Annotated in this window: 22 protein-coding genes; 13 read left to right on the top strand and 9 right to left on the bottom strand. The window is 73.2% G+C overall.

The genetic code is table 11. The features are described 5' to 3' along the window. Positions 1-43 precede the first annotated feature (43 nt). Positions 44-3,691: a methionine synthase gene (gene metH / locus LX83_RS01420; protein ID WP_308203902.1), complete on the top strand. Its 3,648-nt coding sequence runs from the start codon at positions 44-46 to the stop codon at positions 3,689-3,691. A gap of 52 nt (positions 3,692-3,743) precedes the next feature. On the opposite strand, the gene LX83_RS01415 is transcribed toward metH, so the two are convergent. Beyond that, positions 3,744-4,247: a DNA glycosylase AlkZ-like family protein gene (locus tag LX83_RS01415; RefSeq protein WP_253766949.1), complete on the bottom strand. Its 504-nt coding sequence runs from the start codon at positions 4,245-4,247 to the stop codon at positions 3,744-3,746. A gap of 20 nt (positions 4,248-4,267) precedes the next feature. On the opposite strand from LX83_RS01415, the gene LX83_RS01410 reads away from it, so the two are divergent. Then, positions 4,268-4,432 (top strand): hypothetical protein, encoded by a 165-nt coding sequence (locus LX83_RS01410; protein WP_253766082.1) that lies wholly within the window; start codon positions 4,268-4,270, stop codon positions 4,430-4,432. 286 nt (positions 4,433-4,718) lie between these two features. Further along, complete coding sequence (locus LX83_RS01405; RefSeq protein ID WP_253766080.1) at positions 4,719-5,951, top strand: AGE family epimerase/isomerase; 1,233 nt, start codon at positions 4,719-4,721, stop codon at positions 5,949-5,951. Between the two features lie 6 nt (positions 5,952-5,957). Here the strand turns inward: LX83_RS01405 and LX83_RS01400 are convergent, their stop codons facing one another. From LX83_RS01400 to LX83_RS01390, 3 genes are all read right to left on the bottom strand, one after another. Next, entirely contained in the window at positions 5,958-7,205 is a 1,248-nt protein-coding gene (locus LX83_RS01400) for a cytochrome P450 (protein WP_253766078.1), read from the bottom strand. Positions 7,206-7,371: 166 nt separating this feature from the next. Continuing rightward, on the bottom strand, positions 7,372-8,205 hold the full coding sequence (locus LX83_RS01395) for a pentapeptide repeat-containing protein (protein ID WP_253766076.1): 834 nt from the start codon (positions 8,203-8,205) through the stop codon (positions 7,372-7,374). A gap of 177 nt (positions 8,206-8,382) precedes the next feature. Beyond that, a complete protein-coding gene (locus LX83_RS01390) occupies positions 8,383-9,342 on the bottom strand; it encodes an oxidoreductase (RefSeq protein WP_253766074.1) in 960 nt (319 codons plus the stop codon). A gap of 53 nt (positions 9,343-9,395) precedes the next feature. Here LX83_RS01390 and LX83_RS01385 point away from each other — a divergent pair, with 53 nt between their 5' ends. The 4 genes from LX83_RS01385 (at position 9,396) to LX83_RS01370 (ending at position 12,660) form a co-directional block, all read left to right on the top strand. Beyond that, on the top strand, positions 9,396-9,851 hold the full coding sequence (locus LX83_RS01385; protein ID WP_253766072.1) for a MerR family transcriptional regulator: 456 nt from the start codon (positions 9,396-9,398) through the stop codon (positions 9,849-9,851). Positions 9,852-10,112: 261 nt separating this feature from the next. Beyond that, positions 10,113-11,273 (top strand): methyltransferase, encoded by a 1,161-nt coding sequence (locus tag LX83_RS01380; protein WP_253766070.1) that lies wholly within the window; start codon positions 10,113-10,115, stop codon positions 11,271-11,273. 75 nt (positions 11,274-11,348) lie between these two features. Further along, positions 11,349-11,957 carry a bifunctional 4-hydroxy-2-oxoglutarate aldolase/2-dehydro-3-deoxy-phosphogluconate aldolase gene (locus LX83_RS01375; RefSeq protein ID WP_253766068.1) on the top strand — a complete coding sequence of 203 codons (609 nt, stop codon included), beginning with the start codon at positions 11,349-11,351 and terminating at the stop codon, positions 11,955-11,957. A 61-nt stretch (positions 11,958-12,018) separates the two neighbouring features. After that, positions 12,019-12,660, top strand: coding sequence for a TetR/AcrR family transcriptional regulator (locus LX83_RS01370; RefSeq protein ID WP_253766066.1), 642 nt, complete (start codon positions 12,019-12,021; stop codon positions 12,658-12,660). A 76-nt stretch (positions 12,661-12,736) separates the two neighbouring features. On the opposite strand, the gene LX83_RS01365 is transcribed toward LX83_RS01370, so the two are convergent. Next, on the bottom strand, positions 12,737-14,011 hold the full coding sequence (locus LX83_RS01365; protein ID WP_253766064.1) for an RNA polymerase sigma factor: 1,275 nt from the start codon (positions 14,009-14,011) through the stop codon (positions 12,737-12,739). Continuing rightward, positions 14,008-14,466 carry a YciI family protein gene (locus tag LX83_RS01360; RefSeq protein ID WP_253766062.1) on the bottom strand — a complete coding sequence of 153 codons (459 nt, stop codon included), beginning with the start codon at positions 14,464-14,466 and terminating at the stop codon, positions 14,008-14,010. Before LX83_RS01360 ends, LX83_RS01365 begins: the two co-directional genes overlap by 4 nt. 169 nt (positions 14,467-14,635) lie before the next feature. Between LX83_RS01360 and LX83_RS01355 the strand changes: the two genes are divergently transcribed. Beyond that, positions 14,636-15,079 carry a hypothetical protein gene (locus LX83_RS01355; RefSeq protein ID WP_253766060.1) on the top strand — a complete coding sequence of 148 codons (444 nt, stop codon included), beginning with the start codon at positions 14,636-14,638 and terminating at the stop codon, positions 15,077-15,079. A gap of 149 nt (positions 15,080-15,228) precedes the next feature. Here LX83_RS01355 and LX83_RS01350 read toward each other — a convergent pair whose 3' ends face one another. Then, positions 15,229-16,608 carry a glycoside hydrolase family 43 protein gene (locus tag LX83_RS01350; RefSeq protein ID WP_253766058.1) on the bottom strand — a complete coding sequence of 460 codons (1,380 nt, stop codon included), beginning with the start codon at positions 16,606-16,608 and terminating at the stop codon, positions 15,229-15,231. Between the two features lie 360 nt (positions 16,609-16,968). Here LX83_RS01350 and LX83_RS01345 point away from each other — a divergent pair, with 360 nt between their 5' ends. From LX83_RS01345 to LX83_RS01335, 3 genes are all read left to right on the top strand, one after another. Next, the gene (locus LX83_RS01345; protein ID WP_253766056.1) at positions 16,969-18,171 is read left to right on the top strand and encodes a DUF6745 domain-containing protein; all 1,203 of its coding nucleotides are present in this window, start codon (positions 16,969-16,971) and stop codon (positions 18,169-18,171) included. 33 nt (positions 18,172-18,204) lie between these two features. After that, positions 18,205-18,636, top strand: a complete 432-nt coding sequence (locus LX83_RS01340; protein ID WP_253766054.1) for a hypothetical protein — start codon at positions 18,205-18,207, stop codon at positions 18,634-18,636. Positions 18,637-18,719: 83 nt separating this feature from the next. After that, positions 18,720-19,157, top strand: a complete 438-nt coding sequence (locus tag LX83_RS01335) for a hypothetical protein (protein WP_253766052.1) — start codon at positions 18,720-18,722, stop codon at positions 19,155-19,157. Here LX83_RS01335 and LX83_RS01330 read toward each other — a convergent pair. After that, positions 19,128-19,904 (bottom strand): class I SAM-dependent methyltransferase, encoded by a 777-nt coding sequence (locus tag LX83_RS01330; RefSeq protein ID WP_253766050.1) that lies wholly within the window; start codon positions 19,902-19,904, stop codon positions 19,128-19,130. The two genes, LX83_RS01335 and LX83_RS01330, sit on opposite strands and share 30 nt — an antisense overlap. 233 nt (positions 19,905-20,137) lie before the next feature. Between LX83_RS01330 and LX83_RS01325 the strand changes: the two genes are divergently transcribed. Together LX83_RS01325 and LX83_RS01320 are read left to right on the top strand one after the other, a co-directional pair. After that, positions 20,138-20,887 carry a sugar phosphate isomerase/epimerase family protein gene (locus LX83_RS01325; RefSeq protein ID WP_253766048.1) on the top strand — a complete coding sequence of 250 codons (750 nt, stop codon included), beginning with the start codon at positions 20,138-20,140 and terminating at the stop codon, positions 20,885-20,887. After that, positions 20,884-21,990: a Gfo/Idh/MocA family protein gene (locus tag LX83_RS01320; RefSeq protein ID WP_253766046.1), complete on the top strand. Its 1,107-nt coding sequence runs from the start codon at positions 20,884-20,886 to the stop codon at positions 21,988-21,990. Before LX83_RS01325 ends, LX83_RS01320 begins: the two co-directional genes overlap by 4 nt. Before the next feature lie 13 nt (positions 21,991-22,003). Here the strand turns inward: LX83_RS01320 and LX83_RS01315 are convergent, their stop codons facing one another. Further along, a complete protein-coding gene (locus LX83_RS01315) occupies positions 22,004-22,597 on the bottom strand; it encodes a TetR/AcrR family transcriptional regulator (protein WP_253766044.1) in 594 nt (197 codons plus the stop codon). Positions 22,598-22,762 lie beyond the last annotated feature (165 nt).

The raw sequence follows: 22,762 nt of genomic DNA, 5'->3' as shown, positions 1-22,762 counted from the left end.
TCCAGTGCACAGGCCCGCAGGCCACGACAACGGGCAGGGACGTATTTCTCCGCAGACCGCTGTTCACCCATCCGACCGGACGCAGGCCCTGCGCGAGCTGCTGGACCAGCGGGTCGCCGTGCTCGACGGTGCCTGGGGCACGATGCTGCAGGGGGCCAAGCTCACCGCGGACGACTACCGGGGCGAGCGGTTCCGCGACCACGCGCGGGACGTGACCGGTGACCCGGACCTGCTGAACCTGACCCGGCCGGACCTGATCCTGGACGTCCACCGGCAGTACCTGGCCGCCGGTGCCGACATCACCACCACCAACACGTTCACCGCGACCAGCATCGGCCAGGCCGACTACGGGCTGCAGGAGCTGGTGCGGGAGATGAACCTGCGCGGCGCCCAGCTGGCCCGCCAGGCCGCCGACGAGGTGGGCGGGCGGTTCGTGGCCGGCTCGATCGGCCCGCTCAACGTCACCCTGTCGCTGTCCCCCCGGGTGGAGGACCCCGCCTACCGGGCGGTCACCTTCGACGAGGTCCGCGCCGCCTACGCCGAGCAGATCCAGGCGCTGGCCGACGGCGGGGTGGACCTGCTGCTGATCGAGACGATCTTCGACACGCTCAACGCCAAGGCCGCGATCGCCGCGGCCCGCGAGGTCGCGCCGCAGCTGCCGCTGTGGATCTCGGTGACCATCGTCGACCTGAGCGGGCGCACCCTGTCCGGGCAGACCGTCGAGGCGTTCTGGAGTTCGGTCGAACACGCCAACCCGCTGGTGGTCGGCGTGAACTGCTCGCTGGGCGCCGAGGAGATGCGACCGCACGTCGCGGCCATGGCCCAGCTGGCCGACACCTACACGGCCTGCCACCCCAACGCCGGCCTGCCCAACGCGTTCGGCGGCTACGACCAGACGCCCGAGGAGACCGCCGGCAAGCTGGGTGAGTTCGCGGCCACCGGCATGGTCAACATCGTCGGCGGGTGCTGCGGCACCACCCCGGCGCACATCGCGCGGATCGCCGACGCGGTGACCGGCCTGGCGCCGAGGAAGGTGCCCGCGCCGTCGGCGCGGACCCGGTTCAGCGGGCTGGAGCCGTTCGAGATCGGCGCGGACACCGGGTTCGTGATGATCGGCGAGCGCACCAACGTCACCGGCTCGGCCAAGTTCCGCCGGCTGATCGAGGCCGAGGACTACCAGGCCGCCGTGGACGTGGCCCTGGACCAGGTCCGCGGCGGCGCCAACCTGCTCGACGTCAACATGGACGCCGACCTGCTCGACAGCGAGCGGGCCATGACCACGTTCCTGAACCTGATCGCCACCGAGCCCGAGGTGGCCCGCGTGCCGATCATGGTGGACAGCTCGCGGTGGAGCGTGCTGGAGGCCGGCCTCAAGTGCGTGCAGGGCAAGGGCGTGGTCAACTCGATCAGCCTCAAGGAGGGCGAGGAGCAGTTCCTCGACCAGGCCCGGCGCATCCGCGACTACGGCGCCGGCGTGGTCGTCATGGCCTTCGACGAGCAGGGCCAGGCCGACACCACCGAGCGCAAGGTGGAGATCTGCGGCCGCGCCTACGACCTGCTCACCCAGCGGGTCGGGTTCGCCCCCGAGAACATCGTGTTCGACCCGAACGTGCTGGCCGTGGCCACCGGCATCGCCGAGCACAACGGCTACGCCAAGGCGTTCATCGACGCCCTGCCGCTGATCAAGCAGCGCTGCCCGGGCGCGCGCACCAGCGGCGGCATCTCCAACCTGTCGTTCTCCTTCCGCGGCAACAACGTGGTGCGCGAGGCCATGCACTCGGCGTTCCTGTTCCACGCGGTCCGGGCCGGGCTGGACATGGGCATCGTCAACGCCGGGCAGCTCGCCGTCTACCAGGACATCCCAGCCGACCTGCTGGAACTGGTCGAGGACGTGCTGTTCGACCGGCGGCCCGACGCCACCGACCGGCTGGTCGCGTTCGCCGAGACGGTCAACGGCAAGGGCACCCGCCGCAAGGTGGACCTGTCCTGGCGCGAGGCCCCGGTGGAGCAGCGGCTGGAGCACGCGCTCGTGCACGGCATCGTCGACTTCATCGAGGCCGACACCGAGGAGGCCCGGCAGCGGGCGGCCCGGCCGCTGGACGTGATCGAGGGCCCGCTGATGGACGGCATGAAGACCGTGGGCGACCTGTTCGGCGCGGGCAAGATGTTCCTGCCCCAGGTGGTCAAGAGCGCCCGGGTGATGAAGCGGGCCGTCGCCTACCTCGAACCCTTCATGGAGGCCGAGAAGGAGCAGGCCCGGCTGGCCGGGCGCGACGAGGTCAGCCGGGGCAACGGCAAGGTGGTGCTGGCCACCGTCAAGGGCGACGTGCACGACATCGGCAAGAACATCGTGGGCGTGGTGCTCGGCTGCAACAACTACGAGGTCATCGACCTCGGGGTGATGGTGCCCGCCGCGACCATCCTGGACACCGCGGTGGCCGAGGGCGCCGACGTGGTGGGGCTGTCCGGGCTGATCACCCCGTCACTGGACGAGATGGTCACGGTGGCCGGCGAGATGCAGCGCCGGGGGCTCAAGCTGCCCCTGCTGATCGGCGGGGCCACCACGTCCCGCCAGCACACCGCGGTCCGCATCGCGCCCGCCTACGACGCCACCACCGTGCACGTGCTGGACGCGTCCCGGGTGGTCGGCGTGGTCTCGGACCTGCTCGACCCGCAGCGGGCCGACGAACTGGCCGCGAGCAACCGGGTCGAACAGCAGCGCCTGCGCGAGCAGCACGCGAACCGGCAGCAGCGCCCCCTGCTGTCCCTGGCGCAGGCCAGGGCCAACCGGGAACAGGTGTCGTTCGACGACCTGCCGGTGCCCGAGTTCACCGGGATCCGCACGGTCCGCCCGGAGCTGACCGAGCTGCGCGAGATGATCGACTGGCAGTTCTTCTTCCTCGCCTGGGAGCTGAAGGGCAAGTTCCCGGCGATCCTGGACCAGCCGGTGGCGCGCGAACTCTACGACGAGGCCAACGTCCTGCTCGACCAGATCATCGCCAACGGCGACTTCCAGCCCCAGGGCGCCTTCGGCTTCTGGCCGGCCCACGCCGACGGCGACGACATCGTGCTCGACACCGGTGCGGGCGGTGTCCTGCGCCTGCCCATGTTGCGCCAGCAGACCGCCAAGCCGGACGGGCGGCCCAACCGGTGCCTGGCCGACTACGTGGCGCCGGCCGGTGACCACCTCGGCGGGTTCGCCGTGAGCATCCACGGCGCGGACGAACTCGCGGCCAGCTTCGAGGCACGCCACGACGACTACCGGGCGATCATGGTGAAGGCCCTGGCCGACCGGCTCGCCGAGGCGTTCGCCGAGCACACCCACCTGCGGGCGCGCCGGGCCTGGTTCGAGCCGGACGCCAACCCGGAGCTGGCGGACCTGCACGCCGAGCGGTTCCGCGGCATCCGCCCCGCCCTCGGCTACCCGGCCAGCCCGGACCACAGCGAGAAGCGCGACCTGTTCGAGCTGCTCGACGCCACCCAGCTGGGCATGGGCCTGACCGAGTCGTTCGCGATGACCCCGGCGGCCAGCGTCAGCGGGCTGATCTTCGCCCACCCGGCGTCGCGCTACTTCACGGTCGGACGCATCGGCCGGGACCAGGCCGAGGACTACGCCCTGCGGCGGGGTCTCGACCTGGCCGAGGTCGAGCGGTGGCTGCGGCCCAACCTCGCCTACGACCCCGACGCCTGACCGGGACGCCTGACCGAGAAGCCTGACCGGGACGCCTGACAGCGCTCGCCGCTCAGGGGTGGTCGGTCCGGCCGGACTGGACGCGGGCCACCTCGGCGGCGAGTGCCCGCGGCGGGATCGGCTCGAACGGGTCGACGGAGATCTCCCCGGTCCCGGTGACGGTCCACACCCCGGCGACGCGGCCGCCGAGCAGCACGACCGGGGAGATCCAGCCGGCGGTGCGGCTGACCTTGCCGCGGTGCTCGGCCGGGATCAGGCTCCGGTTCGCCGCCAGCACGTACTGGTCGAACGCGGGCAGCAGCCGCACCGCGCCGCTCGGCCGGGTCTCCCGCAGTTGGTCGAGGTCGGCGGTGCGGGCGTAGGCCGGCGCGCCGTCCACGGTGACCTCGGTCAGCTCGTCCCGGACCGCGGCCAGCCAGCCCTTGAGCAGCCGGGTGCTGGCCCCGCGGAACAGCCACTGGCCGAAGTCGGCCAGGGTGGCCGGGCCGTGCGCGGCCAGGTAGGCGCGCAGCAAGTCGGGGGCCGGCCTCGTCCGCGCTGACCGGGTGCCAGCCAGGCAGCCAGGTGGCCGGGCTGGTGAAGGTGACCCGGTTGCCGCTGGTCGGGCCGTGGCAGAGCAGCCCGAGCCAGCTCGCCGGCTTCAGGGCGAAGCCCCAGCCCGAGCGCAGCACGTCGGCCAGGGCGGTCTCGCCGGTGTGGTCGAGCACCGCCTCGGTCAGCTCCTCGCGGGTCAGCACCTGACCGGGCAGCACCTCGGCGATCGCGTCGATGATCGCGTTGAGCTGCGCCAGGGTGACGCCGTGGCCGCGCAGCACGCTCGGCCGTTCCCAGGACCGCGCCGCGGCCAGCGCGGCACCGTAGGCGGGCGCGTCGGCCACGGTGTGGCTCGATGGAGCGCTGTGGCAACCGCGCCAAGCAGCGCACCAGGCACCGCCGCGCCCCCGGCTGAGCGCCGCCCGCCGGCCAGGGCAGTGCGCTGGCGGCCACCCGCCATCGGTTAGGTTCCCCTCCGAGGAAAGGAAGGGCTGTGAACCGATCACGCGCAACCGACCAGGCCGTCCCCGAGTGGCTGCGGGCCGAGCCCGCCCGACTGCTCGACTTCGCCAGCTCGGCCGTCCACCCCGACGGTGGTTTCGCGTGGCTGGACGATGACGGGGCACCGGTGCTGGAGCGGCCGGTCGAAACCTGGATCACCTGCCGGATGACCCACGTGTTCGCCCTCGCGGTCGCCGCCGGCCGGGACGACCTGCGGGAGCTGGTGGCCCACGGCGTGTCCGCGCTGACCGGGCTGCTCCGGGACGACGTGCACGGCGGCTGGTACGCCTCGGCCAGCGCGGCGGGACCGGTGGTGGCGGACAAGCGCGCCTACGAGCACGCGTTCGTGGTGCTGGCCGCGGCCAGTGCCGCGGCGATCGGCGTGGCCGGCGCGCGCGAGCTGCTCGGCGAGGCGCTGTCCGTGGTGGAGACCCGGTTCTGGATCGAGGACGACGGGCTGGTGGCCGACGTCTGGGACCGGTCCTGGACGGCGCGCGAGGACTACCGCGGTGTCAACGCCAACATGCACAGCGTGGAGGCGTTCCTGGCCGCCGCCGACGTGACCGGCGAGCCGGTGTGGGCGCGGCGCGCGGCCAGGATCACCGAGCGCGTGGTGCACGGTTTCGCGCGGGCGCACGACTGGCGGCTGCCCGAGCACTTCGACCCGGCCTGGCGGGTGCGGCTCGACTACAACCGCGACGAGCCAGCGCACCCGTTCCGGCCCTACGGAGTGACCATCGGCCACCTGCTGGAGTGGTCGCGGCTCGCCCTGCACGTCCGGCACGCCCTGGGCGACCAGGCGCCGGAGTGGCTGCTGGCCGACGCCCGCCACCTGTTCGCCACGGCGGTGCGGGACGGGTGGTCCGTTGACGGCGCGCCTGGCTTCGTCTACACCACCGACTTCAGCGGCGAACCCGTGGTGCGGGACCGGCTGCACTGGGTGGTGACCGAGGCGATCGCCACGGCCTGGGTGCTGCACCAGGTCACCGGGGAGCAGGAGTACCTGGACTGGTTCCAGCGCTGGTGTGCGCACGCGGACACCCTGTTCGTGGACCGCGCGCACGGCTCCTGGCACCACGAACTCACCCCGGACAACGTGCCGGGCGCCTCGGTGTGGCAGGGCAAGCCCGACGTCTACCACGCCTACCAGGCGGCGCTGATCACCACGCTGCCGCCGAGCGCGTCCTTCATCGGCGCACTGGTCGGCGACCCCACGCCGCGCTGATTCGAGTCAGGCGCCCGGACCGGCGTCGAGCGCCACGGTGAGACCACGCAGTTCGTAACCGCCGATGTCGTGCTTGAAGCTGATCCTCGGCGGCGTCAGCATCCGCAGTCCGGGCAGGGCGAACAGGCGGCTGAGGAAGACGTCGGTCTCCAGGATCGCGATGCTGGCGCCGGGGCACTTGTGCGCACCATCCCCGAAGGACAGTCCGGCGGCGCCGGCGTGATCGGCCATGGCCCGGCCGGGGCAGATCCGCTCCGGCCGGTCACCCACCACCCGCGGGTCGACGTTGGCGCTGTCCACGAACAGGTCGACCAGGGCTCCGGCCGGCACGGTGACCGTCCCCGCCGCGCCCGTTTCTGCCGCGCCCGTTTCCGCTGCGACCGCCCCGGCGGCGCCGGGCAGCGACAGCGCGGCGGTCGTGCGGCGGCGGAGTCGGCCGACGACCGGCTCCAACCGCAGGATCTCGTGCAGCACGGCGAGCCGACCCGGCTCGTCGGCCGCGCGGTAGCGTTCCCGCAGCGCCTCGTTGCTGAACAGGTGCCAGGCGGCGACGTTGACGAACTCCCGGGTGGTGATCATCCCGGCCGCCGCGAAGGTGAGGCACTCGCCCAGGATCTCCCCGGCCGAGCAGCCCTCGGCGAGCAGGTGTGAGATGAGGTCGTCCCGGCCGCGCTCGCGGTGGGCGCGTACGGCCGGACGCACGTCACCGAGGTAGACCCGCAGCCAGTTGACGTTGTGCCGGATCAGCCAGTAGAGGCCGCTGAAGCTGGTCAGGCCCGGTTTGCCGAACTTCTCCGGGAAGAAGCTCTCCAGCCGCCGCCGGATCCCCGGCCGGCTCTCGGTCAGCCCGATCACGGCGGCCGCCACCCCGATCGCCAGCTGGAAGCTCAACTCGCCCAGTTCGGCCCGGCCGGCGGCGCGCAGCCCGGCCAGCTGCTCCTCGGCGATCCGGACCATGATCCCGCGGTACTGCTCGTCGACCCGGCGCGGCGTGAAGTAGCGGGCGGTCTGCCTGCGGTGTTCCCGGTGCTCCTGGCCGTCCCGGTAGAGGACGGGGCGGCGGATCGACGCGGGCAGCTTCGCCACCGTCTCGATGCCCAGGCCGGCCTGCACCGTGTCGGTGCTGCGCAGGACGGCGTGGACCGCGGCGTAGCCGTGCACCTGCCACACGCCGTCCGGCCCACGCCGAACCGGACAGTCGGCCCGCTGGGTTCCCCGGTCGATCCTGCGGCCACCCAGTTCCCGATCGGCCACGCGACACCTCCCCGGCGCGTTCGAAGGCCCACCCCGGTGGGCACGCCGGTGCGGGCGAGCCCCACCACGCACCCGGCTCGACCGGTCACGCGGGGTGGACACGTCCAGAACGTAGCGAAGGCACCGGCCGTCCGGTAAGTGCCGAGTGGAGGCGGTCGGGCCGCGACTACCAGTGGGCGGGGCGGGTCAACGCGGCCGGCAACCGGGTCGCCGCGTCGCCCTTGGCGGCGTTGACCTGCGCCTGGGTGAGGAAGATGCTCCCGGTCAGGTTGGCGCCGCGCAGGTCGGCGTCGCGCAGGTCGGCGCCGATCAGGTCGGCCCCACTCAGGTTCGCCCCGCTGAGGTTGGCCGCGATCAGGTAGGCCCCCCGCAGGTTGGCGCCGCGCAGGTTGGCGCCCCTGAGGTTGGCGCCGATGAGGTCCGCGCCCCGGTGGTTCTTCTTCCGGCCGGGGATCCCGGCCCGCACGAGTTCACTGGTGCGCAGCAGCAGGACGTTCACCTCGTCCCGGTGCGCTGCCACGTCCAGCGCGGCGAGTTCCTCGGCGCTGCCCCGGGCGAGGTCCTCGGTCCTGCGCTGGGCGCGGCGCAGGTCGGGGTGCACCGCTCGGGCCGGTTCCAGGGTCAGCGCCTCCGCGAGGTACCAGAGCAGTTCGTGCAGCTGCTGCACGACCGGGAACACCTCGAACATCCGCCCGGCCAGCTCCGGGTGGGACCGCCAGTCCTGACCGCCGAAGGTGACCTGGGAGACCCGCTGTCCCGCGCCGAAGCAGTCGAAGACGGTGCAGCCGGAGAAACCCCTGCCCCGCAACTGCGCGTGGATGCCGCAGCGGAAGTCCGCGCGCAGGTTGGGGCAGGGCTGGCCGGCGTCCTTGCTGATCGCGAAGTCCGACGACGCGGTGAACCGCAGTGCCACGCAGCACAGCCCGAAGCAGCGTTCACAGTCGGCCCGCAGGTCGAGGTGGCCGGGACCGGCGGAGGGGGCTTCGGGCTGGTGCGACACGGTACGGGTTCTCCTGCGTCGAGCGCGCGCCACGCGGTGCTGGTGGTGCTCCTCCAGTGTCCCAGAGGACGAATCCGCGCAGGCCCGGAGGGCGTTGCCGCGGGCCCGGGCCGGGTTGCCCGCTCGCGAACCGCGGTCGCCCGGCCACCGCGCGCGGCCAGCTCGCGGGCGTGGCGGCTACGCGAACGCGTCCACGCCGGTCAGTTCGCTGGACAGCGTCCACAGCCGGGCCGCCGCGTCGGCATCCCTGACCCAGGGTTTGACGCCGCCGATCAGCATGTCGTCGGTGGTCGCCGGCTCGGCGATGTCGCAGTCCTGGCAGTAGGCCCCGCCCCGGCCGGCCAGCAGCGGTGTGGTCGCCGCCCACACGGCCGTGGCCGCGCCCTGCTCGGGCGTCTTGAACCCGGGGGCAGGCCTGCCCTCCGGCGTGATCCACCCCTGGGCGATCTGCTCCTCGTGCGGGACGTGCCGCTGGAGCGGGGTGAGGATGCTGCCCGGGTGCACGGCGAAGGCGTGCAGCCCACTGCCCGCGCCCAGCGCGTCCAGGTGCAGCGCGAAGAGTGCGTTGGCGGTCTTGGACTGCGCGTAGGCCAGCCACCGGTCGTAGCCGCGGCGGAAGTGCGGGTCGGCCCAGCGGATGTCGGAGAGGAAGTGACCGGACGAGGCCACCGACACCACCCGCGCCCCCTGCGGGTTCAGCGCCGGCCGGAGCCGGTTGACCAGGGCGAAGTGGCCGAGGTGGTTGACGGCGAAGTGCGCCTCCCAGCCGGGGCCCACCCGCGTTTCCGGGCAGGCCATGATGCCCGCGCCCGCGATGACGATGTCGAGGACGCGACCGGTGTCCAGGAACCGGTCGGCGAAGACCCGCACGCTGGCCAGGTCGGCCAGGTCGAGGTCGGCCACCTCGGCGGCGGGGATGTCGTGCAGTGCCCGCAGGGCCTGAGCCGGCCGGCGCGCCGGCACGACCACCCGCGCCCCGGCCGCGGCCAGCGCGCGGGTGGTGGCCAGGCCGAGGCCGGAGTAGCCGCCGGTGACCAGGGCGGTGCGGCCGGTCAGGTCGATGCCGGCGAGCACGTCGGCCGCGGTGCTGTGCGCGCCGAACCCACTGCCGATCTTGTGCTGCTGCGTTGTCGTCATGGCGGCGACGCTATTTTCTAGACTGGACTCTAGGTCAAGATATGGTCGCCGACATGGGCGGCGGAGATGTGGGCAGCGGGGACAGGGGCATGGGAAACAGCGCTGGTGGCCTGTCCATCGGCAGGGTGGCCGAAGCGACCGGGATGAGCGTGCACGCGCTGCGGTTCTTCGAGCGGGAGGGGCTGTTCCTGCGCCCGATCCCGCGCACCAGCGGCGGACAGCGCGTCTACGACCAGGCGGACGTGGACTGGCTGCTGCTGTGCAACCGGCTGCGCGACTCGGGCATGCCCATCGCCACCATCAGGAGGTTCGCCGACCTCGTCCGCTCCGGCCCGGGCAACGAAACCGAACGCCTGGCGCTGCTGCGGGACCACGAACAGGCCGTGCGCGCCAAGATCGCCGAGCTGACCGCGGACCTGGCCGTCATCCAGGACAAGGTCCGCACCTACGAGCGGCACCTGCGGGAGGGAACCGCGGTCGGGCTCTGGGCGCCGACACCACCCGCGTGAGCCCCGCGCCCTGGACAGCGCCCGCGTGCGCACCGCGCGCCGACCCGGACTTGCCCCGCGCGCCGCGGCTGTGGCACTGTCCCGGGCGACTCCTGGGAAAGGACTGATCGTGACACTGGGCATGGTGCTCGGCGACGTCTCCTCGCGCGCTTTGACGCGGGAGCCGTAAGCCCCACCCGCCCCACCCGCCGCGGGCCGCGCCCCGGCTCCTCGTCGAAGTGCTCTTCGTGCCCTTGCACGTCCCTTCACGAGGAGTACCCGGTGTCCACGATCCGCTGGACCGAGAACAACACCGTCCGAACCGCCCGCTGGCGCTCCGCGAGTGAGCGTCCGCTGCCCCGCCGCGTCGTCGTGGCCGACGACAGCACCACCGCCGCCACCGCCCACCGGCTGGCGTGCACCGGCACCGCGCTGCTGTGGCGCGGCGACTACCACAACGCCCGCCAGCTGCTGCGGGCCGTGGGCCGCCGGATCGACCAGAAGCCGCCCCGGCCCGGCGCCACCCCGGCCGAGTCCTTCCACCTGCACCGCCGCGCCCGCGCGCACCGCGCCCGGGTGCTGGGCATGCTCCTGGTGCTGCTGGAGGCGGACTACTCGCTGGCGCTGCGCCGCGCCCCCGACGTGCGGCTGGCCTGCGCGCAGGCGTACGGGCCACCGAACGGCCCCCTGGCGGTCCCCCTCAGCGAACTGCTCGGGGTGATCGGCGCGCACCAGTGGCGGGACAGGGGAGTGCCCGTGCCCGCGCTGGACGCCCGCATCCACCCGCACTGGGGGGTGTTCTCGCCGGTGCGCGGGGAGTACGTGGACCTGGTGGCCCGGGTGCCGCTGCCCCCGGCCGCGGCGGCCGGCCCCGGCCCCCGGACCGCCTTCGACCTCGGCACCGGCACCGGCGTGCTGGCCGCGGTGCTGGCCCGCCGGGGGTTCGACCGGGTGGTGGCCACCGACATCAGCCCGCGCGCCCTGGCCTGCGCCAGGGAGAACGTCGACCGGTTGGGCCTGGCCGGACAGGTCGAGGTGGTGGGGCCCACGCTGTTCCCCGCCGGGCGCGCCGCGCTCGTGGTGTGCAACCCGCCGTGGCTGCCGGCCACGCCGATGTCCGTGGTGGAGCAGGGCGTCTACGACCCGGGCGGCGGCATGCTGCGCGACTTCCTGACCGGGCTGGCCGGGCACCTGCTCCCGGGCGGCGAGGGCTGGCTCGTCCTGTCGGACCTGGCCGAGCGCCTCGGCCTGCGCGCGCCCGGCGAGCTGCCGGCCGCCATCGCCGCCGCCGGCCTGCGCGTGGTGGACCGCGTCGACACCAGGCCGAGCCACCCGAGGGCCCGCGACACCGCGGACCCGCTGCACGCCGCGCGCGCCGCCGAGGTCACCTCGCTGTGGCGGCTGCGGCCGGCGGCCGACCCGGGTGGGGAGCGGGTGCGCTGACCCGGGACCGGCCGGGCTGACCGCGCGAGCGACCATGGAGGCGCACCACCCGCCAGGTTGACGAGGAGACGAGCCATGGACAGCGCTGAGTTCTTCGAGCGGCACCTCGCCCGCACGCCCGTGCTCGGGATCTTCCGCAACCACTCGCCGGAACAGACGGTGGCGGCGTGTGAGCGGGCCTGGGAGTTCGGCGTCGACCTGATCGAGGTGCCGGTGCAGTCGCCGGACGCGCTGCCGTCGCTGCGGGCGGCGCTGGCCGCGGCGGCCGAGCGGGGCAGGAGCGTGGGCGCGGGCACGGTCACCACGGTCGAACAGCTGACCGAGGTCCGGAAACTGGGCGTGGCGTTCACGGTCGCGCCGGGGCTGCACCCGGAGGTGGTCGCCGAGTCGCGTCGGGTGGGCCTGCCCCACCTGCCGGGGGTGGCCACCGCCACGGAGATCGCCGCGGCCCTGGCGAGCGGGTTCACCTGGCTCAAGGCGTTCCCGGCCGCGCAGCTGGGCCCGGACTGGATCACCGCGCAGCTGGCCCCATTCCCCGCGGTCCGCTTCGTGGCGACCGGGGGTGTGGGCGCGGGCAACGCCGGGGACTTCCTCGCCGCCGGGTGCCGGGCCGTGGCCGTCGGCTCGGCACTGTCCGATCCGGACGCGCTGCCCAGGCTGCGGGCCGCGCTCGCGCAGAACTGACCGGTTCACCGGGCTGGACCAGGTCGTCAAGTTCGGCCGGTCCGCCGGATAGGATGCGGGGGTGACCGGAGCGACCGCCTCGCGGGGGCGCATTGACAAGCGGCAGGCGATCCTGGCCGCCGCGTTCACCGTGTTCGCGCGCCGGGGCTACGCGCAGGCCTGTGTGCAGGAGATCGCCGAGGTGGCCGGCGTGGCCAAGCCGACCGTGTACAACCACCTCAACGACAAGGAAAACCTGTTTCGGCATGCCGTGACGGCCGCGGCCGACGCGGTGGCGGCGGAGAACCTGGCGGTCGTCGAGCGCGTCCGCAACCCCGGCGACGACCTGCGCGCGGCACTGGAGGACGTGGCACGCGGGCTGCTCCAGGTGTGCTCCGGGCAGCGCTGCCGGTCGCTGCGCCAGTTGACCTACGCGCAGCTCACCGTGTTCCCCGACCTGGCCGACGCCGTCCACGAGCGCACCTCGGTCCGGCTCACCGAGGCGCTGGCCGACCGGCTGGCCCGGCTCGCGCTGGCCGGACGTCTGCGCGCGGGCGACCCGACCGAGGCCGCCGAACAGTTCCTCGCGCTGCTCACCGGTCCGCTGGAGCACCGGTCCGGGCTGGGTGCCCGCGAGGTGTCCGCCGCCGAGACGCACGCCGTGGCCACCGCCGCGGTGGACACCTTCCTGCGCGCCTACCGCCCGGAGCCCGTCCAGCACTGATCCCGTCCAGCACTGAACCCGCCCAGCACTGGCCGCAGCCAGCCCTGCCCGTCTCCAGCCGGTGTCGGCGGGGCCGTCAGTCCAGCTCGCGGGCCCTGGCCTCCAGGTAGCGCTGCTCGACCTGGTTGTCCGTCAGGGTGGCCGCCTCGCGGTACAGCCGCGCCGCGGCGGCGGTGTCGCCGATCAGCTGGAGCAGGTGGGCCCGCACCGCGCGTTCTCGTTGCCGGGTCAGTGGTTCCCGGTCCAGGTGGTGGCGCCGGTTGAGGTCGTCGAGCAGCGCCAGCCCCCGAACCGGGCCGTGGGCCTTGGCCACCGCCACGACCCGGCTGAGCCGCACCGGCGCGGTCGGGCTGAGCCGTTCCAGCCACAGGTACAGCGCCGCGATCTGCGGCCAGTCGGTCCGCTCCGGTGCCGGGGCCGAGGCGTGCACCGCCGCGATCGCCGCCTGGAGCTGGTAGGGGCCGACCGCGCGGCGGTGCCAGACACCGTCGATCAGCTCGGTGCCCTCGCGGATCAGGTCGGCGTTCCACCGCGTCCGGTCCTGCTCCTCCAGCGGGACCAGTGCGCCGTCGGCGCCGGTGCGGGTGGCGCGCCGCGACTCGGTGAGCAGCATCAGCGCGAGCAGGCCGGTCACCTCGGGGGTCATCGGGTCGTCGTCGGGAAGGGAACCGAGGAGCATCCGGGTGAGGCGGATCGCCTCGCGGGTCAGCTCGACGCGGGTGAGTTCGTCACCGGTGGACGCCGTGTAGCCCTCGTTGAAGATCAGGTAGAGCACCTGCGTCACGGCGGCCAACCGGCTGTCCCGGTCGGCGTCGGTCGGCGGGGTGAACCGGGCGCCGGCGCGGGCCAGTTGCTGCTTGGCGCGGCTGATCCGGGTGCCCATGGTGTTCTCGGTCGTTCCGTGGGCGTGGGCGATCTCGGCGGTGGTCAGACCGCCCACCGCGCGCAGCGTGAGCGCCACCTGGGAGGTGCTGCTCAGCGCGGGGTGGCAGCACAGCAGCAGCAGGGCGAGGCTGTCGTCGGTGTCCGGCACCGGGTGCGCCTGGCGGGCCGGTTCGTGCATGGCCAGCTCGACCAGCCCCGCTTCCTGCTCGCGGCGCCGCCGAGCCTGTTCGGCGCGGAGCAGGTCCACCATCTTCCGGTACCCGACGCGGATCAGCCAGCTGCGCGGGTTCTCCGGCACGCCCTCGGCCGGCCACGCCCGGCTCGCCGCGAGCAGCGCCTCCTGCACCGCGTCCTCGGCGAGGTCGAAGTGGCCGAAGCGGCGCACCAGCGCGCCGAGCACCTGCGGCGCCTCGGTGCGCAACAGGTGCTCGACCGCCCCGGTGGCGGGAGTGGCTGGGCGGGTCACGCGGTGGCGTCCTGGCCGAAGTCCTCGCCCATGATCGGGCGGATCTCGATCGGCTCACCCAGCACCGCGACGATCCGCGAGCCGATCTCCACGGCGCGCTCGTGGCTGGCCACGTCGATCACGGCGAAGCTGGCCAGCACCTCCTTGAGTTCGGCGAACGGCCCGTCGGTGGCCACCACGCCCGCTGGCGTCCTGCGGATCGTGGTGCTGACCGCGGGGTGGCCAAGACCCGCACTGGTGACGAACTCGCCGGTCGCGCGCAGTTCCCGCTCGAACTCCTGGTAGGCGGCGAACGCGGCCAGCGCCTCCGCAGAGGGGGCCTCGGCGGAGGCGGCGTCCCAGTCGGCGGCGGGTGTGTGGCCGAGCAGCAGGTACTTCACGGTTTGTCCTTGTCGTCGGTCGTGTTCGGACACGGTACGTCGGGTCAGCGCGCGCGGTGCGGCGACAGCGGCCACGACTTCCTCCTTGCGCAGATCCGCGAGTTCCGCCGCTACCTCGGGGCGGACACCGGGATCTCGACACGCTCCCGGTGTGATACACGTCATAGGTGATGGGTGTCGAGGCCGGGCCGCCGCCTCCGAGGTACCGGTGCAGCACAGCGAGCACTCCACCGAGGAGGACGAGATGAACGAGACGAACGAGACGACTGGCACCATCCAGCCGAGCGCCGAGCTGACCGCGCTGGACCGCCTGGTCGGCATCTGGGCGGTGACCGGGGGAGCCGAGGGAACCGTGCGCTACGAGTGGATGACCGGCCGGTTCTTCCTGCTCCAGCACGTCGAGCTGACCCAGTTCGGGCAGCCCGTCACCGGTCTTGAGGTCATCGGCAACCTCCGCCCGTTCGGCGAACCCGTTGGCGCGGACGTGGTGTCCCGGTTCTACGACTCGACCGGCAACACCCTCGACTACGTCTACGAGCTGATCGGTGACGAGCTGACCATCTGGGGCGGCGCCAAGGGCAGCCCGGCCTACTACCGGGGCACGTTCAGCGCCGACGACACCACGGTCACCGGCGAGTGGGTCTACCCGGGCGGGGGCGGGTACGCCTCCACCATGACCCGGATCTGAGGCCGACGCGCGGAACCGGCGACCGGCCGGGGCGAGGACGAGACGGCCGCTCGCGATCGCCCCGGCCGGTACCGCGCCGACCACCGACCCGTCGCCGGCTCACCGCCCCCGGGCCAGGAGCGGGCGGTAACCGTTGTCGCGCAACGCTGTCAGGAGCCGACCCGGAAGGTCGCGTCCTGTTTGTCGGCGCTGCTGGAACCCGCCGAGACCGGGTCGATGCGCAGGACGAAGTCCGCGTGCCGGAGGTAGCGGTCCGGGAAGTTGTAGGACCGGAACGACGCCCAGCCGCTGTCGGCGAGTCCGGCGGTGCGGTAGAAGGTCGCGTCCGCCGCGAAGGTGGCCGAGCCGTCGTTGGCGTCCAGGCGCAGGGCGTAGTCGTAGTGCCTGAGGTAGCGGGTCGGGTCGGTCAGCGACCGGAACGACACGCCGGCCGCGTCGGCCAGGCCGGGCACCACGACCCACTGCTGGTCGGAGTACGGGTCGAACGGGTACGCGTCGATGCGCCCCACGTAGTTCTGGTGCCGCACATAGCGGTCCGGGTAGTTGTACGACTTGAGCCGGTTCCACCGGGGCGCGCCCCACCGGCTGAGCAGCCGGTCCTGCTCGGCCGCGGTGATCGGCGCGATCGTCGCGTGCTTGGAGTTGAGCGGCTGGGTGTAGGCGCGCTGGTTGAGCGGGCTCCACGAGTCGCCGCCGATGTTGGTCGACGACCACGCGTAGAACTCGCCGTTGACCGGCGAGTAGGAGTCACCCCACAGGTAGTGGGCGCCCCCGGTGTTCGCCCTGACCACGATCGGCGCCTCGATGCCGCTGCCCTGGCGCAGGCCGCTGGTGTAGGTGGTGAAGCTGCGCGGGTCCAGCGTGCTGGACCTGGCCCCGTAGAGGTTCCCGTCCGCGAGGTTCTTGTAGTACAGGTAGTTCGTGCTCCCGTCGACCAGCACGGTGGCGTCCAGCACGTTGAAGCCCGGGTCGAAGACCGTGACGAAGTCGGTGGTGTAGTTGACCATGAAGACGTCGCGGGTGCCGTTGTTGGCCGAGTAGACGATGCCGTACTGGCCGCGCGCCGCGTCGTAGAACGCTTCCGGCGCCCAGGTGTGCGTGTTCATCGAGTGCAGTTTCAGCCGGCGGTAGTTGGTGAAGCTGGTCAGGTCCACCGAGTCCCAGGCGTGGATGTACTGGTTGGGCTGGGTGAAGTCGGTGCCCTTGAGGTCGGTGGCGAGCACGACGAACGTCCCGTCCTGCTTGCGCAGGATGTGCGGGTCGCGCAGCCCCTGGGTGCCGGCGGTGGGCGTGACCACCGGGTTGTTCTGGTTGAGCGGGGTCCAGTTGAGCCCGTCGGGACTCACCGCCAGGTGCAGGCCGTAGTCGCTGCCCCGACCGCTGGGCGATTCGGTGAAGTAGCCCATCACGTAGGCGGTGTAGGTGGCGGCTGTCGGGGCGGTGGCGGCTGCCGGGGCGGTGGCGACCACGGCGGTGACCGCGGTGGCCAGGCCGACGGCGAACGCGAGAACTCGGTGGCGCAGCGGCATGCTGACGCGCCTTTCTGTGGCGCAAGGCGGTCGAGCACAACCGGTGCGCGGGAACCACGACTGGCGGCGGGAACTCGACCGGGCCGAGCAGGGACGGCTACGACGTGTCACGTCCGGGTCTTCTGACGGCCCTCGGCGGCGTCCACCCGTGGTCTGCGGTGCGCGACGGTGCGGTGTGGGTCGCGTCCGAGTGTCATCGGTCCCGCCTGTGGTGTCAAGGACGGGCGGTGCGCCGGGCCGTTCGGTCCTGTGTGGACGGACGTGTTGGTCGGCGTGCGTGGCCGGGGGTTGCGCGTTCGGGAGGTCGGCTGCGATCATCTCCGGCATGTCGAACGGAAAGGGCGTGATCGCCCTGGCGCGATGAGCGCCCGTCAGCGGCGGGAATCCCGCCGCCTGCCCGTCCCACCCGATCCGGCGCGAGCGGTCCCGCTGTGGGCGCGGGCCGTTGAACTGCGCACCGAGTGGCTGAACCACGCGCTGTGCTGCGCACCGGCCGATCGGGACACCGCCGAGAACGCCATCACCGCCCTGTACGCCCTGCTCGACCGGCCTCGGCCGAGGTTTGTCTGGGTGCCGTCGCCCGCCGCCGCGGTGCGGCTGGTGCCCCCGACACCACCTGCCCGGGTCACCGATGAGCTGTGGCGAGTGGAGAAGCAGTTGGCGACCCTGGTGTCGCGGCTGCGCGATCGCCTCGACCACGCCATCCACGACCACTGGTACCGCTACGCCGCCCACTTCCCGCCACCACCGGACCCGGTGCTGGCCCTGCGTTCCGGGGCTGATCTGCGCTCGGTGGTGACCAGGGGAGTGCACGACGTGCTGCGCGCCGTGGTCCGGGAGTCCGTGGCGGGGCTGGTCCGGGCGGCGATCCCCGAGGAACGGCTCGGCCTGTGGTGGGGCGGCCAGCACGACGTCGACTGGGTGGCGCACTACGACGTGCACCGCCGGGTCCTCGACGCGCGCTTCGACGCCGCCGACGCCGAGCAGTGGCAGCTGTGGGCGGCGCTGGTGCGCTCCTGCGGCTGGTGGTGGCCCCGGGGTGACGTGTGCGTGGTCGTCGAGCGTCCGTTGGCGATCCGCACCGAACCGGTCGCCGGCAGCGCGTACGGCGAGGTGCGGTTGCACAACCCCACCGGTCCTGCCGTCGTCTTCCCGGACGGCTGGTCGGTGCACGCCTGGCACGGCACCAGGGTGCCGGCGTGGGTGGTGGAGTCGCCCACGGTCGAGCTGATCGCCGCGGAACGCAACGTCGAGGTGCGCCGGTGCGCGATCGAGCGCGTCGGCTGGGCGGCGTTCATCGACCAGGCCGGGCTGACCCTGGTCGGCCGGGCCGACGATCCCGGCAACCCCGGCTGCGAACTGCGCCTCTACGACCTGCCGTACGCGCGGTGGGGTGCGCCGACCCGGCTGCTGCTTGCCGTCAACGGCTCGGTGGAGCGCGACGGCACCCGCCGCCGGTACGGCCTGCTGGTCCCGCCCTGGTTCGACGACCCGGTTGACGCGGCCGGCTGGTCCTACGGGCTCACCGGAGTCCAGTACGCGCAGTTGCGCCGCCGCACCTGACCCCCGACCCCGCGCACACCACAGGTGATCATCATGAATCTGGCAGAACTGCTCGACCGGACCAACGTCGACGCCCTGGACCACCTGGAACGGCAGGCCACCATCCCGGTGGTCGACGGGCTTCAGGCCCAGGGCGACCTGATCGTCATCCCGATGGCCATGCTCACCACCGTGACCCCGGACTCCTGGGCGCACTGGCAGGCGGTCGCGGCCGGGGGCGTGGAACTGGTGCGCGGGGTGGCCGGCAACAACCCGCACACCCTGGTGGCGGACCCGGACACCTGTTGGTGGATTGGGTCGGTGCACGACCCGCTCGGCCTGGCCATCGTGATGTTCGAGAACATCGCGCCGGTCTACCTGGTGCACCCCGAGCACGGGGGCAGCGGGGTGGCACCCGGCCGGTGGCTGGTGCGCCGCCAGCAGGAGCGCGGTCCCCACCGGCGCCGCGTCCTGATCGCCGACTAGGGCCGAAAAGCGTTGGGGCACAGGGAGAACGGCCGGTGGGGCCGGACGCTGGTGGTGGGGAAGCCCGGCGGGTGAGGAGCGTTGTGGACGATCGCGAGTTCTGGACGTGGTTGGAGTACCGGGTCTCCCGTGAGCTGGAGGGGTTCGCCGACAAGGACATCAGCCACCTCTGGTGCGACGGCTTCCTGCCCGGCGCGGTGGAGTCCGGCGGTGACCGGCCCAGGGTGCGGGGGCGCGCCTGGGTCGGTCACGGCCAGGACTGGCAGGAACAGTGGAACTTCACGCTGTTCCTCGGTTCCGCCGCGGCTGGCGGGACCGTGCCGGCCTGGACCGACCTGTGCCCGGCCGAGGACGTGACGGGCTGGCTCGCCGTCGACCTGGCCGGCCGGACGCTGACCATCGACCCGAGCCGGGCCCGCCCCTGCCTGTCGGGGCACCGGAAACCGTTGGCGCACAACGACCAGCCGGCTGGGGGTGCGGCCGGTGCGGTGCTACGGGAGGGCCCGGACGAGCACGAGTGAGCCGGTGAACTCCGGTTGCCGGCGGAGGTGGCCGTGACGTTGGTCCCAGGCCCCGCTGTCCAGGTCGGCGCGGAGCTGGTCGACGTAGTGCGCGCGGGTGGCCTCGGCCACGAAGCTCCAGGCCGAGCAGGCCTGGCGGGCGCCGGGGTCGAGCAGCCGCTCCGGGCGGCCGTAGTAGGCCTCGTTGAAGCCGTCGGTGCAGTCCAGGGGGATCGGCACCGGCTCAACGGTGACCGTGCCGCCGAGGATCCGCGTGATGTCCTCGATGGCGGGGTAGCGCCGGGCCTCGGTGTCCAGCACGAGCGGGGCGTACTCGTGCAGCCAGAAGTCGCGGACGCGCTGCGGGTCGCAGGTGAGGACCAGCACCGGTCCGGTGGCCACCCGGCGCATCTCCCGCAGGCCCGCGGCGACATCGCTCCACTGGTGCACGCTGAACGTGGTCATGGCCGCGTCGAAGGTGTTGTCGGCGAACGGCACGTCCTCGGCCACCGCGTCGATGGCCTCGGGCAGGTCGGCGGGGCGCTGCGCGCGCATGGCCGCGGCCGGTTCCACCGCGGTGACCTGGCGGGCGACCGACTCGTAGGAGCCGGCCCCGGCGCCCACGTTGAGCACGGTGCGGGCCTGGCCCAGGGCGCGCGAGATGGCCTCGGCGATGCGCGGGTCGGGTCGGCGGTAGACGGCGTAGTTGGTGCCGATGCTGCCGTAGTCGGCGTCCCCGGCGCTGCCGTCCGTGGTGCGCTGCCGCATGGCGCTGCCCTCCTGTCCACTGCTTCCACCTGGCCTGCCGCCGGCATTGTGCACGACCGGTGCGGGTGCCTCGCCGTGATCGGGCCCGGCGGTGGGGGCGGGGGTGCTGACCGGGCTGTCCGGTTCCGGCCGACGCGGCTACCAGGCGGAAAAGCTCTGGCAGCAATTTTGACCAGGTGGTAGAAAACTGTGGGAGCGCTTCCATGAAGTCAGGGTCGACGTCAGGAGCTGGAATGAGCAGGCTTTCCGTGCAGCTGTACTCGGTGCGCGAGGCGTTCGCCGCCGATCCCGCGGACACGCTGCGGCGGCTGGCCGCGATCGGGTTCACCCGGGTCGAGCCCTACGGCGTGGTCGAGAACGTGGCCGCGCTGCGCACCGGGCTGGCGGACAACGGGCTGACCGCGCCGACCGCGCACGCGCAGCTCATCGGCGTCGACCAGCACGCCGTGTTCGCCGCCGCGGCCGAACTGGGCATCGAGGTCGTCATCGACCCGTTCGTCCAGCCCGAGCGGTGGCGGGACCCGGCGGACATCGCCGCGACCGCCGCCGCCCTCAACAGCGCGGCCGGGCTCGCCGCCGAGCACGGGCTGCGGGTCGGCTACCACAACCACTGGTGGGAGCTGGAGTCCCGGATCGACGGCCGCAGCGCGTTCGAGGTGTTCGCCGACCAGCTCGACCCGCAGGTCGTGCTGGAGGTCGACACCTACTGGGCGCTGGCCGGCGGCGCGGACGTGCCCGCACTGCTGCGCGGGCTGGGCGAGCGCGTGCACGCCATCCACGTCAAGGACGGCGACCTCGCCACCGACGCGACCGGCCAGGTCCCGGCCGGGCAGGGGCGGGTACCGGTCACCGAGGTGCTCGCGGCCGCGCCGGACGCGCTGCGCGTGGTCGAGTTCGACGCCTACGCCGGGGACCTCTTCGCCGGCATCGCCGCCAGCCACGCCTTCCTGACCGGTGTCGACCCGATCGGGGCCGAGCGGTGAGCGCCGGCACGGGGCCGGTGGGCGTTGGCGTCATCGGCGCCGGCGTCATCAGCGACACCTACCTGGAGAACCTCACCAGCTTCCCGGACCTGCGCGTGCTGGGCGTGGCCGACCTGGACACCGCGCGGGCCGGGGCGCAGGCGGCCAAGCACGGCGTGCCGTGGTCGGGCACCGCGGCCGAGCTGCTGGACAACCCGGAGATCGAGCTGGTCGTCAACCTGACCATCCCGGCGGCGCACGTGGAGGTCGGGCTGGCCGCGCTGGCGGCGGGCAAGCACGTGTGGACCGAGAAGCCGCTCGCCCTGGACCGGCAGAGCGGCCGGGCGCTGCTCGACCGGGCGCGGGACAGCGGGCTGCGGGTGGCCAGCGCACCCGACACCGTGCTCGGGGCCGGCCTGCAGACCGCGCGGCGGGCCGTGGACGACGGCCGCATCGGTGACCCGCGCACCGCGCTGGCGCTGTTCCAGACGCCGGGCCCGGAGAGCTGGCACGTGGCGCCGGAGTTCCTGTTCCAGGCCGGCGGCGGGCCACTGCTGGACATGGGGCCCTACTACCTGACCGCACTGGTCCACCTGTTCGGGCCGATCCGCCAGGTCACGGCCAGCGGTGACCGCGCCCGCGAGACCAGGGTCATCGGCTCCGGTCCCCGGGCCGGCACCGAGTTCCCGGTGACCGTGCCGACCACGGTCCGGGCCCTGGTCGAGTTCCACCGGGGCGGGTGTGCCCAGTTGCTGCTCACCTTCGACTCGGCGTTACCGCGCGCCAGCCTGGAGGTGATCGGCACGTACGGGGCCGCCGTGCTGCCCGATCCGAACCGGTTCGACGGCGCGACCCTGCTGCACCTGGTCGGGCACGGGGAGCCGGAGGAGCTGGCGGCGCGGGGACACCCGGCCTCGCGCGGCACGGGTGCGCTGGAACTGGCCAGGGCGATCCGCGCCGGCGTGCCGGAGCGCGCCTCGGGTGAGCTGGCCTACCACGTGCTGGACGCGATGCTGGCCATTGACGAGTCGATCGTGCGGGGGCAGACCGTGGCGGTGGCGAGCAGCGCCGAGATCCCGCCCGCGCTGCCCGCCGACTGGGACCCGCACGCGCGCACGCTCTGACCGGCGGCCCTGGCTAGTCGAGTGGGACGGTGAGCAGGGTGCTCAGGTAGAACCGCAGCGACCCGACGAGGTCCACCTCGTCGGGCGTGGTCAACCACTGCACCTGCAGGCCGTCCATCAGCGCGATGAACGTCAGGGCGGCGGCGTGCGGGTCGACGCCGGGCCGCAGTTCACCGTTGGCCGCCAACGCCTGGAACGACCGCAGCACGTTCTCCCGCGCGATGCGGTAGTGGCGCTCGAAGTACTCGTGTGCCGGGTGGTCGGCGGCGACCGCCTCGGCCGCGAGCCGCGTGTACAGGTCGACGATGCCCGGGTGGCGGACGTTGTGCTCGGCCAGTGCGACGAAGTGCCGGAGGACCGCGAGCCCGGGCGGCGCCGCCAGCTGCTCGCGCTCGGCGTCCTCCGCGTCCCGGCGCTCCAGCACCGCGGCGAGCAGGGCTTCCTTGGTGGGGAAGTGGTACAGCAGGCCGGCGTGGGAGATCCCCACCCGCTTGGCGATCTCGCGCAGCGACGAACCCTGGTAGCCGGCCTCGGCGTACGCGGTGGCCGCCGCCGTGATGATGTCCTCCCGGCGGATCCGGCCCTTCAGGTAGCCCCCGGCGGTCACGACGTCGCGGTGGTCTCGGTGCCATGCACCCGTTCATCATGCCGCAGCGGAACATCACACAGTTGTCGTGATCGTACGCACAAGATTATTGTGCGAATCCGTGGTCCTTGCTGGGGTCGTGGCGTGTGCGGCGCCGACCGGCAGCGGACCACCGTCCACCGGCCC

The organism is Goodfellowiella coeruleoviolacea, from assembly GCF_024171785.1.
GTDB lineage: Bacteria > Actinomycetota > Actinomycetes > Mycobacteriales > Pseudonocardiaceae > Goodfellowiella > Goodfellowiella coeruleoviolacea.
Note: the sequence above shows the minus strand (reverse complement) of the source record. Positions and strands in the feature narration are given on the sequence as shown.

Excerpts from the sequence above, each read along its gene's own strand:
- LX83_RS01355 (WP_253766060.1), top strand. The coding sequence starts at position 14,636 with ATGAACGAGACGAACGAGACGACTGGCACCATCCAGCCGAGCGCCGAG.
- LX83_RS01345 (WP_253766056.1), top strand. The coding sequence starts at position 16,969 with ATGAGCGCCCGTCAGCGGCGGGAATCCCGCCGCCTGCCCGTCCCACCC.
- LX83_RS01375 (WP_253766068.1), top strand. The coding sequence starts at position 11,349 with ATGGACAGCGCTGAGTTCTTCGAGCGGCACCTCGCCCGCACGCCCGTG.
- LX83_RS01325 (WP_253766048.1), top strand. The coding sequence starts at position 20,138 with ATGAGCAGGCTTTCCGTGCAGCTGTACTCGGTGCGCGAGGCGTTCGCC.
- LX83_RS01385 (WP_253766072.1), top strand. The coding sequence starts at position 9,396 with ATGGGCGGCGGAGATGTGGGCAGCGGGGACAGGGGCATGGGAAACAGC.
- LX83_RS01390 (WP_253766074.1), bottom strand. The coding sequence starts at position 9,342 with ATGACGACAACGCAGCAGCACAAGATCGGCAGTGGGTTCGGCGCGCAC.
- LX83_RS01330 (WP_253766050.1), bottom strand. The coding sequence starts at position 19,904 with ATGCGGCAGCGCACCACGGACGGCAGCGCCGGGGACGCCGACTACGGC.
- LX83_RS01340 (WP_253766054.1), top strand. The coding sequence starts at position 18,205 with ATGAATCTGGCAGAACTGCTCGACCGGACCAACGTCGACGCCCTGGAC.
- LX83_RS01350 (WP_253766058.1), bottom strand. The coding sequence starts at position 16,608 with ATGCCGCTGCGCCACCGAGTTCTCGCGTTCGCCGTCGGCCTGGCCACC.